The following is a 10,700-nucleotide window of genomic DNA, read 5'->3' on the forward strand; positions in this document are numbered from 1 at the left end:
GCAATGAGTTGCAGGGAGTAATCGCGATGCCGAATGCCCAGGTCGACCGTCTGAAGCCGCTGATCCCGCTCGGTGCGGGTGTCGCGCTGCTGCTTGCCGGCTGGTTCGGATGGAATGCCTGGGCGCAGTGGCGCGACGAGGTGCGGCGCACCGACGTGCAGGCCGCGCGCGACAGCGTCGTGCAGGCGGCGCAGTCGATGATCGGCACCGCGCAGAAGCGCTTCGCCGAGCAGCTCGCCAGCCCCGGCGTGCAGGACGCGCTGAAGAACGGACTGTTGGACCGCGCCGCCGAGCAGCTAACCGCCGGCTGGAAGGGCGCGACCGGCGGCGAAGTGCGCCCGGCCGCACTCGACGGTGTCTACGACGCGCTCGGCGCGCCGGGCAACAAGGGTCCGGGCTACGGCCATGTCGCCGTGCTGGAATCGGCGATCGCCGCCGGCAAGCCGGTCGCATCCGCGATCCGCGACGCCGGCACCGCATACATCGCGCTGGCCGCACCGGTCGCCGCGGGCAATACGCCCGCCGTCGCGATGGTCCGCCTGCCGATGGCGAAGCTCGCCGACGCAGTGAACAACGCCGACATCGGCGACGCGAACTACCTCGCGCTGCGCCAGGGCAATGCGAGCCTCGCCGAGAAGGGCGACGCCAGCCTCGCGACCAGCGCCGAAGCGCTCGCGGCGAAGGTGCCGAACACCGACCTGCGCGTCTCGGCCGCGGTACCCGATGTCGCTGGCGGCCCGTTCGGCCTCGGCTCGATCGGCTGCGCGGTCGCCACGCTGGTGTGCCTGCTGCTCGCCGCCGTGATCGCCTCGCTGCCGAAGCTGCTGTCGCGTCGCGGCACCGCGGTGGTCGAAGACGCCGACGACGCGCCGACGCTCGCCGAATCGGTCCGGCCGACCACGCCGCCGCCGCTCCCGGCCGGTGAAAAGCCCGAAGCGGTGAAGCAGACGCTCGCGCTGGATCGCGGCATCTTCCGCGCGTACGACATCCGCGGCATCGTCGGCCAGAGCCTCGATGCCGGCATCGCCGAACTCATCGGCCAGGCCATCGGCACGGTGATGCAGGAGCAGGGCCTGCGCGACATCGTGGTTGGCCGCGACGGCCGCCTGTCCGGGCCGACCATGGTCGAAGGCCTGATCACCGGCCTGCGCCGCGCGGGCCGCAACGTGCTCGACGTCGGCATGGTGCCGACGCCCGTCGTCTACTTCGGCGCCTACCACCTGCGCGCGGGGTCGTGCGTGTCGGTGACCGGCTCGCACAACCCGCCGGACTACAACGGCTTCAAGGTCGTGGTCGGGGGCGAAACGCTGTCGGGCGACGCGATCACGGATCTGTACTCGCGCATCGCCGACGACCGCCTGCATACCGCGCCGACGCCGGGCAACCTCGACGAGCGCGACATCGCCGAGGACTACGTCCAGCGCATCGCCGCCGACATCCAGATCGACCGCCCGCTCAAGGTCGTAGTCGACGCGGGCAATGGCGTGGCCGGCGACATCGGCCCGCGCGTGCTCGAGGCGATCGGCGCGGAAGTCATCCCGCTGCATTGCGATATCGATGGCACGTTCCCGAACCACCATCCCGACCCGAGCGAACCGCACAACCTCGTCGATCTGATCCAGATGGTCGAGCGCCTGGATGCGGACCTCGGCATCGCCTTCGACGGCGACGGCGACCGCCTCGGTGTGGTCACGCGCACCGGCGACAACATCTTCCCGGATCGCCTGCTGATGCTGTTCGCGGCCGACGTGCTCGAACGCAATCCGGGCGCGGTGATCCTATTCGACGTGAAGTGCACCGGCCGCCTGCCGGGCCACATCCTGCGCCACGGCGGCAGCCCGCTGATGTGGAAGACGGGCCACTCGCTGATCAAGGCGAAGATGCGCGAGACCGATGCCGAACTGGCCGGCGAGATGAGCGGCCACTTCTTCTTCAAGGAGCGCTGGTACGGCTTCGACGACGGCGTCTACGCCGCCGCGCGCCTGATGGAGATCCTCGCTACCAGCCCGCGCACGCCGACCGAAACGCTCAACGCGCTGCCCAACGGCGTGTCGACGCCGGAGATCAAGGTCGACGCACCGAACGGCAATCCGCACGCGTTCGTGGATCGCTTCCAGAGCGAGGCGAAGTTCGAAGGCGCGCGCCTGTCGACCATCGACGGCCTGCGTGTCGACTATGCCGACGGCTGGGGCCTGGTGCGTGCATCGAACACCACGCCGGTGCTGGTCATGCGTTTCGACGCGGATTCGTCGGAGGCGCTGCTGCGCATCCAGAACGCGTTCCGTGAGCAGATCGCCGCGATCCAGCCGGACCTCGTCCTGCCGTTCTGACGATGGCCTGGCTTGCCGTGAAATACCTAGTCACCGCGGCGATCGTCGTCGTGGTATCCGAGGTCGCCAAGCGCAGCGACCGGCTCGGCGGCTTCATCGCGGCGTTGCCGCTGGTGACCGTGCTTGCGCTGGTCTGGCTGCACGTCGAGAAGCAACCGCCGGCCAAGCTCGCCAACCACGCGTACTACACGTTCTGGTACGTGCTGCCGACGCTGCCGATGTTCCTGCTGTTTCCCGCGATGCTCGCGCGCATCGGCTTCTGGCCAACACTGGCCGCATCGGCCGCGATCACAATCGCGTGCTTCGGATTGACGGCCTGGCTGGTGCGGCCGTTCGGGATCGAACTGCTGCCCTGAGGCGGGCAGCGCGGTGACTCAGCCTGCGGGCGTTGCCGCGGTCGACGTGGCGCCGGCCTGCTGCTGCGGCTTGAGTTCGCGATAACGCGCCACGGCTTCGTCGAGCTGCGCCTGCAGCGTCGTCGCCTGCGACTGCAGCGTCGTCAGTGCCGACTGCTGCGCCATGAGCTGGCCGTGTTGCGTGTGGATCTCGTCGCGCAGCATCTTCGGCACCGGCTTCTTGTTGAGCTCCAGCTCGCCGGCGCGCTGCAGTCGCGATACGAGGCCCTGGCGCAGGCCATCGATGCCCATGCGCGCGGTCTTCATCGCGTCGGCATTGAGCGAGACGCGCTCGCCGAACGCCTTGCGCAGGTCGGCTTCGGTCGCGAAGGTTTCGATCATCGCCATCAGTCGGCGATGTTCGGCTTCGGCCGCAGCGGCGGCATCGGCCTGCGCCTTCGCCTGCGCGGCCGCGGCGGCCTGCTCGTCCGGCGTCAGCGCGCGATCGAGCGTGGTCATCGCCATGCCGCTCTTGGCGTTGAATTCGGTGCGCGCGGCGTCGACCGCGCTGGACGGCAGTGCGTCGCCGCAGACCTTGCGGCCACCCTCGTTCCAGCAATAGAGCTTCTTGGCCGGCGCCGACTGCGCGTGCAGCGCGGGCACGACGGCAAGGAGGGCAAGGGCGAGCAGCGGGGTGCGGGTCATGGCGGGCCGGTTGGGCGGTCGTGTCACGCGATTGCAAGCAACTTTCGCGCCACCGGCGCTCAGTCGCAACCGTAGGCCGCGCGATACGCCAACAGCCGCTCGCGGCGGGCGTGGTCGGCATCGCCGGCGGTGAAGTCGAGCAGGTCGGCCAGGCGGGCGACGGCGACCACGGGCAGGCCCTGCTCGTCCGCGACCGTTTGTGCCGCGGAGCGTCGGGAGACGGTGGGGTCGACGGCTTCCTGCCGATCGAGCGCGATCACGATGCCGGCCGGCACGCCGCCTGCGGCGCGGATCTGCGCCAGCGCCTCGCGGATCGCGGTGCCGGCGGTGATCACGTCATCGACGATCAGCACGCGGCGGCCCTCGAGCGGCGCGCCGATCAGCAGCCCGCCTTCACCGTGATCCTTGGCTTCCTTGCGATTGAACGCGACGGGCAGGTCGCGGCCGCGACGCGCGAACTCGCAGGCCAGCGCCGTCGCGAGCGGGATGCCCTTGTACGCCGGCCCGAATAGCACCTCGAACTGCACGCCCGCGGCGTCGACCGCATCCGCATAGCAAGCCGCCAGTTCCGCCAGCGCGGCACCCGAATCGAAGCGGCCCGCGTTGAAGAAGTACGGGCTGGTGCGGCCCGATTTCAGCGTGAACTCGCCGAAGCGCAGCGCGTCGACGCGCAGGGCGAGTTCGAGGAAGCGGGTGCGGTGGTCGGCCATGGCGAAGTCGCGCGATGAAGAACCGGCATCGTAAAGCAGCGAGCGGCTACGCTTGGCGCCGGTATCCCATACGGATCACGCATGCGCGTCATCAGCTTCAACGCCAACGGCTGGCGGTCGGCCACGAAGAAGGGTTTCATCGACTGGATGCAGCAGAAGGACGCCGACATCCTCTGCGTGCAGGAAACCAAGGCGCAGGAACACCAGCTGCGCCTGCCCGAACTGATCCCGCCGGGTTACCACGCCAACTTCCGCGACGCGACGACGAAGAAGGGCTACAGCGGCGTCGCGATCTACAGCAAACGCGAGCCCGACGAAGTGCGCACGGGGCTGGGCTGGGACGCGTTCGACGAGGAAGGGCGCTACATCGAAGCGCGCTTCGGCGACCTGTCGGTGGTGTCGCTGTACGTGCCGTCCGGTACCACCGGCGACCTGCGCCAGGGCTTCAAGGTATCGGTGATGGACTGGTTCGCGCCGATCCTGCGCGAGTGGCTGGACAGCGGCCGCCAGTACATCGTCTGCGGCGACTGGAACATCGTGCGTTCGCAACGCGACATCACCAACTGGCGCGGCAACCAGAAGCAGACCGGCTGCCTACCGCACGAACGCGCATGGCTCAATGCTTTGATCGCCGACCAGCACGGCGACGGCTCGCCCTGCGCCGGCGACCTCGGCTGGCTCGACAGTTTCCGCGTGCACAAACCCGATGAATCCGCCGAGTACACGTGGTGGAGCAACCGCGGACAGGCCCGTGCGAACAACGTAGGCTGGCGCATCGACTACCAGCTGGTGACGCCGAACCTGCGCGGCGCCATCCGCCACTGCGAAACGCATCGCGAGCCGCGTTTCTCCGACCACGCGCCTTACATCGTCGACTATGACCTCTGACAACGTCCGCCTTCCGAAAGACCCGGCGACCGCGGGGCTGCCGCCACCGCCCGCGCAGAAGATGTCGGTCTGGAAGGCGTTTACCCAGCCGTCCGCGTGGACGATGTTCTTCTTCGGGTTCAGCTCCGGGCTGCCGTTCCTGCTCGTCGCCGGCACGCTCGCGTACTGGCTGAAGGAAAACGGGATCGTGCTGAAAGAGATCACGATCATCGCCAGCGCCGGCATGACCTACGCGCTGAAGTTCCTCTGGGCGCCACTGCTCGACCACAGCCGCGTGCCCGGTTTCGCACGCCTGGGCCTGCGACGCGGCTGGCTGCTGCTGGCGCAGGTCGCGGTGACCGCGGGGTTGGTGGTGATGGCGATGCTGACGCCGGCGCAGCTCGCGCCTTTCATCGTCGCGACCGTGTTCGTCGCCTTCGCGGGCGCGACGCAGGACATCGCGGTCGACGCCTATCGCATCGAGATCGCGCCGATGGCCGCGCAGGGCGCGCTCGTTGCGACGTATTCGCTCGGTTACCGCATCGCGCTGATTGTCACCGGTGCGCTCGCACTCGCGATGGCCGACCACGTGCCGTGGAGCACGGTCTACCTCGCGATGGCCGGGCTCATGCTGCTGCCGATCGCAGCGAACCTGCTGTCGCGCGAACCCGAGGCGTATCGGCCGTCGCCCAGTTCATGGGGCGAGGCGATGCAGATCGCGGTGGTCGAGCCGTTCACCGATTTCTTCCGCCGCTACGGCGTGCAGACGGCGCTGCTGACGCTGCTCTTCATCCTGCTGTTCAAGATCCCGGAACAGGCGCTGGTCGGCGGGATCATGAGCCCGTTCTACCTCGACATGGGCTTCGCGAAGACGCAGATCGGCGCGATCACCAAGTTCTACGGCATATGGGTGGGCATCGCCGGCGTGTTCGCCGCCGGGGTCGCGATCGCGCGCTTCGGCGTGCGCTGGCCGCTGATCGTCTCGATCGTGGTGTGCGCGAGCTGCAACCTGCTGTACGTCTGGCTGACGCGTCACCACGGCGACCTCGGCGCGCTCACGCTGGTGATCTCCGCCGAGAACTTCTCGCTGGGCTTCCTCGGCACTGCGGCCGTCGCGTTCCTGTCGTCGCTGGTCAACCGACAGCACACGGCGACGCAGTACGCGCTGCTGAGTTCGATGGTGAACCTGCCGGGCAAGGTGCTCGGCGTGTTCGCCGGCACGATCGTCGAAGCGACGAGCTACTCGCAGTACTTCGTGATCGCGACGATCGCTGTGCTGCCGGCCACGCTTCTGTTCGTCTATCTGTGGCCGCGCTTCGCGCCTGCCGATAGCGGCACCGCGCCGGGCGCTCAGGCGGGATAAACCGTCCCGAGCACGCGCGGGCCTTTCGCGCCCGTCACCGCCGCGACGTTGCCCGGCAGACCCGCCAGCGTCTGCCGCGCCAGCCACGCGAACGCCATCGCTTCGACGAAATCCGCGTCGAGGCCATGCGCATCCGTCGCTTCGATCGTGCAGTTCGGAAGGTGCGCGGCGATGCGCGCGATCAACGCGGGATTGCGCACGCCGCCGCCGCAAACCAGCACGCGACGCGTCGACGGCTGATGCGCGAGCAGCGCCCTCGCAACCGTCGCCGCACTGAGTTCGAGCAGCGTTGCCTGCACGTCCGCCGCTGATTCCGAACCGCCGAGCTTCGCGTCCACCCAGTCGAGATGGAACTGCTCGCGACCGCTGCTCTTCGGCGGCGGCAACGCGAACCATGGCTCGTCGAGCAGCCGCCCAAGCAATGCACCGTCGACGCGACCACTCGCCGCGAACGCGCCGTCGCGATCGAAGGCTTCGCCGCGATGGCGCAGGCACCACGCATCGAGCAACGCGTTCGCCGGGCCGGTGTCGAAACCGCGTACGTCGCCCAGGCGCGGCAGCAGCGTGAAGTTGGCGATGCCGCCGAGATTGAGCACCGCGCGATCTTCCGCATGCGAATGCAGCATGGCCGCATGGAACGCAGGCACCAGCGGCGCGCCTTGACCGCCGGCCGCAACGTCGCGACGGCGAAAGTCCGCAACTGTCGCGACACCGCAGCGTTCGGCGATGACGTTGCCGTCGCCGATCTGCCACGTGAAAGGATGTTTGCCGTCGTACGCCGCGCCCGCGGCGCGATGGCGTATCGTCTGCCCGTGCGAACCGATCGCAACGACGTCGCGCGCACCGACGCCCGCAACCGCGAGCAACTCATGCACCGCGTTCGCAAACGCTTCGCCGACCTGCACGTCCAGCGTGCCGATTTCGTCCAGTCCGCGTGCATCGCCGCCTTGGCCGAGCGCAACCAGCCGCGTGCGCAGCGCGTCGTCCCAGGGCACCACGACGCCGTGCTCGAGCCGGCATCCGGTGTCGGATACACCGGCACCAAAACGAACGAGCGCCGCGTCAATGCCGTCGGCGCTCGTTCCGGAGATGAGGCCGACGTAAAGCCCGTCGGCCGGCATCGATGTCGTCATGTCAGGAGCGGCGGCGCGACTTGGTGTCCGGCTTGGCGGCGGCCTTCGCGACCTGCGGCTCGTCATCGCCCGCGTAGATGATGTTCTCGACTTCGCGGATGCGCGCCAGCGACGTGCGCGTCTGCGTGCGGAACGCGGCGTAGGCCGGGCCCGACAGCGGTTCCGGCGGCGGCATCGTGATCGACAGCGGATTGCGCTGCGCGCCGTTGACCTTGAATTCGTAGTGCAGGTGCGGGCCGGTCGCCAGGCCCGACGCGCCGACATAGCCGATCACCGTGCCCTGCGAGATGCGCTGGCCGACGTGTTCCTTGCCGAACGCCGACATGTGGCCGTACAGCGTCGAATAACCACGGCCGTGGTCAAGTTCGACGACGCGGCCGTAGCCGCCCTTCCAGCCGACAAACGCCACGCGCGCATCACCCGCCGCCATGATCGGCGTGCCGGTGCCCGCGGCGTAGTCGACGCCCTTGTGCATGCGCCAGCGGCCCAGCACCGGGTGGAAGCGGTTGCCGAAGCCCGAGCTCAGTCGCGCATACGGAATCGGCATGCGGATGAAGCTGCGCTTGAGCGAGCGGCCATCGGCGGTGAAGTACTCGGGCTTGCCGTTGCGGTCGAAGCGGAACGCCGAATGCAGCGTATCGCCGGTGGTGAACGTCGCGGCGAGCACCGGGCCCGTCGCGACGAGTTGTCCGTCGCGCCACGTCTGCTCGACGACCACGCTGAAGCGGTCGTCGGCGCCGACATCGTCATTGAAGTCGATGTCGTACTTGAACATGTCGTCGGTCAGCGTGTTGACGTGCGCGCTGGTCAGTCCGACCTTGCGCGCCGACGCATACAGCGAATTGCCGACCTTGCCGCTGAGCACCACGGTGCGCGTTTCGGTCGGGCTCACCAGCACGTTCTGCTTGACGTCGCCGTTGGCGAACGTCAGCTCGACGCGATGGCTCTCGTCTTGGTCGAAACGGAACGCACGCAGCCCACCACCGACCGGAAGATCGAACGCGAGCTGCGTGCCCGGCTTCATCGAACGCAGCAGCTGGCTCTTCACCGACGACTGCGCGAGCAGCTGGTCGCGCTGCGCCTGCGGAATCTCGAGGTCCTTCATGATCGACGCGAGCGTCTGGCCGCGCTTGACCTGCACGATCTGCCAGCTGTCGCCCTGCTGCTGCGCCAGACGGAGCGGCGGCAGCGCGAGCGCCATCGAATGGCTCGGCGTCGCGGCATGACCGCGTGCAACCACCGGGCGATCGAAGCCCGGTACGATCGCGGCCGCCAGCATCGCCGCGGTGGCGAACAGGCTGGCGTGCGCCCACTGCCTGCGCGACCAGCGTCCGTTGAAGCCGTGTCCTTCGTGCGCGGTCACCGGACGGTGCAGCGTCTCTTCGCGAAGGGCATCCAGGCGCGCGCGGCGCGCCGAGGCGGTGTCTGTCATGCTGGTTGTTCCCCACAAGGCCGTGTAGGCCCCGTCACGACCGTAAAATAGACACGCGAGATCGACGCGTCAAACCATTGATGTAAATGGTTTTTTTCGTCAACGTCCGTTTTACGTTCAATTAACTTTTGACCGGTCCTTCACGGGACCGGGGTCGCAAGTCGCGACCTTCTGTGAGACCGAAACGATGTCGATCCAGGACGCCCTTGACCTCATCGCGCGCGGCGCGGACGAGATTCTCAAGCCTGACGAGCTCGCCAAGCGGCTGGAAGACGGCCGCCCGCTGCGCATCAAAGCGGGCTTCGACCCGACCGCGCCGGACCTGCACCTCGGCCACACCGTGCTGCTCAACAAGATGCGGCAGTTCCAGGACCTCGGCCATCAGGTGATCTTCCTGATCGGCGATTTCACCGGAATGATCGGCGACCCGACCGGCAAGAACGTCACCCGCAAGCCGCTGACGCGCGAAGACGTGCTCGCCAATGCGGAGACCTATTCCGAACAGGTCTTCAAGGTGCTCGATCGCGAGCGCACCGAAGTGCGCTTCAACTCCGAATGGTTCGGCGCGATGTCGGCCGCCGACATGATCAAGCTCGCTGGCCAGCACACGGTCGCCCGCATGCTCGAGCGCGACGATTTCGCCAAGCGCTACGCCGCGCACCAGTCGATCGCGATCCACGAGTTCCTGTATCCGCTCGTGCAGGGCTATGACTCCGTCGCCCTGAAGGCGGACGTCGAGCTCGGCGGCACCGATCAGAAGTTCAACCTGCTGATGGGCCGCGGCCTGCAGGAACACTTCGGTCAGAAACCGCAGATCGTGCTGACCATGCCGTTGCTGGAAGGCCTCGACGGCGTCCAGAAGATGAGCAAGTCGCTGGGCAACTACATCGGCATCAACGAGTCCGCGATCGATATCGTCACCAAGACAATGAAGATCGACGACACATTGATGTGGCGCTGGATCGACCTGCTGAGCTTCGAGATCTCGATCGCCGAAGCGCAGCGCCTGCGAGGCGAAATCGATTCAGGCGCGCTCAATCCGCGCGACCTCAAAATGCGCCTCGCCCGCGAACTGGCCGCGCGCTTCCATAGCGCTGCTGCTGCGGACCAGGCGGTCGCCGGATGGAACGCGGCGGTGCGTGGCGAAGGCGATGTCGCCCAGCTTCCTTTGATCGACGTCGTCGTTCCGGCTGAAGGCCTGCGCATTGCCGCGCTGTTGACGGCCGCAGGGCTGACACCCAGCAACTCCGAAGCGAATCGCAAGCTCAAGGAGCGCGCGGTCCGCGTCGACGGCGACATCTTTGAAGACGCGGCACGCGTATTCGCGCCGGGCTTCGAAGGCGTTGTCGCAGTAGGCAAGCGCACCTTCGCGCGCGTACGCCTCATCGCAGGCTGAATCGTTCGTTTCGCCGCTCTCACCAGGGCTTCACAAGAACGATCGGCCGCGACATAATGGTCGACCCTGCTGATGACGGCCACGCGCTCCGGCGCGCTGAACGGAACCGGCAGGGCAGCAAAAATCTTCGATCACAGGGTGTTGACAGTGATCGAAACTGCCCTAAAATGGGCGGCTCACTCGGACGGACTGAGGTCTGGTTCGAGGGGTGGAAAAGACGAGGCGCTGAGGCCGAAGTCTTCTGATCTTTGACAGTGTGCGCAGGTGACTTGTGCGGGCGTCTGGTGGTGGATGACTGTCCATCGCAGATGTCTCGTCACAAGCAACAAGATTTAAATGCATGCAAATGCAAGCGAGTTTTGAGGCTTGGAGCGAGCTCTGCACTAAAAGCTTTAGCTGATCCTTCGGGATCGGTTGCAAAACTTAAGT

Annotated in this window: 9 protein-coding genes and 1 rRNA gene (1 of these 10 cut by a window edge); 6 read left to right on the top strand and 4 right to left on the bottom strand. The window is 67.3% G+C overall.

What is annotated here, in order from left to right:
- Positions 1 to 26 precede the first annotated feature (26 nt).
- On the top strand, positions 27 to 2,330 hold the full coding sequence (locus tag ACVWZN_RS13610; RefSeq protein WP_456954287.1) for a phosphomannomutase/phosphoglucomutase: 2,304 nt from the start codon (positions 27 to 29) through the stop codon (positions 2,328 to 2,330).
- Between the two features lie 2 nt (positions 2,331 to 2,332).
- Positions 2,333 to 2,686 (top strand): DUF3147 family protein, encoded by a 354-nt coding sequence (locus tag ACVWZN_RS13615; protein WP_456954288.1) that lies wholly within the window; start codon positions 2,333 to 2,335, stop codon positions 2,684 to 2,686.
- Between the two features lie 18 nt (positions 2,687 to 2,704).
- On the opposite strand, the gene ACVWZN_RS13620 is transcribed toward ACVWZN_RS13615, so the two are convergent.
- Together ACVWZN_RS13620 and pyrE are read right to left on the bottom strand one after the other, a co-directional pair.
- Positions 2,705 to 3,370: a hypothetical protein gene (locus ACVWZN_RS13620; protein WP_456954289.1), complete on the bottom strand. Its 666-nt coding sequence runs from the start codon at positions 3,368 to 3,370 to the stop codon at positions 2,705 to 2,707.
- A gap of 59 nt (positions 3,371 to 3,429) precedes the next feature.
- Positions 3,430 to 4,080, bottom strand: coding sequence for an orotate phosphoribosyltransferase (gene pyrE / locus ACVWZN_RS13625; protein WP_456954290.1), 651 nt, complete (start codon positions 4,078 to 4,080; stop codon positions 3,430 to 3,432).
- 81 nt (positions 4,081 to 4,161) lie between these two features.
- Here pyrE and ACVWZN_RS13630 point away from each other — a divergent pair, with 81 nt between their 5' ends.
- Both ACVWZN_RS13630 and ACVWZN_RS13635 read left to right on the top strand, forming a co-directional pair.
- Positions 4,162 to 4,968 carry an exodeoxyribonuclease III gene (locus ACVWZN_RS13630; RefSeq protein ID WP_027082251.1) on the top strand — a complete coding sequence of 269 codons (807 nt, stop codon included), beginning with the start codon at positions 4,162 to 4,164 and terminating at the stop codon, positions 4,966 to 4,968.
- Entirely contained in the window at positions 4,958 to 6,310 is a 1,353-nt protein-coding gene (locus ACVWZN_RS13635; protein ID WP_456954291.1) for an AmpG family muropeptide MFS transporter, read from the top strand. Before ACVWZN_RS13630 ends, ACVWZN_RS13635 begins: the two co-directional genes overlap by 11 nt.
- Here ACVWZN_RS13635 and ACVWZN_RS13640 read toward each other — a convergent pair.
- Positions 6,298 to 7,443 carry an anhydro-N-acetylmuramic acid kinase gene (locus ACVWZN_RS13640; protein ID WP_456954292.1) on the bottom strand — a complete coding sequence of 382 codons (1,146 nt, stop codon included), beginning with the start codon at positions 7,441 to 7,443 and terminating at the stop codon, positions 6,298 to 6,300. The genes ACVWZN_RS13635 and ACVWZN_RS13640 overlap by 13 nt on opposite strands.
- A gap of 1 nt (position 7,444) precedes the next feature.
- On the bottom strand, positions 7,445 to 8,875 hold the full coding sequence (locus ACVWZN_RS13645) for a M23 family metallopeptidase (protein WP_456954293.1): 1,431 nt from the start codon (positions 8,873 to 8,875) through the stop codon (positions 7,445 to 7,447).
- A gap of 187 nt (positions 8,876 to 9,062) precedes the next feature.
- Here ACVWZN_RS13645 and tyrS point away from each other — a divergent pair, with 187 nt between their 5' ends.
- On the top strand, positions 9,063 to 10,271 hold the full coding sequence (gene tyrS / locus ACVWZN_RS13650; protein ID WP_456954294.1) for a tyrosine--tRNA ligase: 1,209 nt from the start codon (positions 9,063 to 9,065) through the stop codon (positions 10,269 to 10,271).
- A gap of 424 nt (positions 10,272 to 10,695) precedes the next feature.
- Positions 10,696 to 10,700, top strand: a 16S ribosomal RNA gene (locus ACVWZN_RS13655) (it continues 1,534 nt past the right edge of the window).

Source organism: Lysobacter sp. HA35 (genome assembly GCF_054061195.1).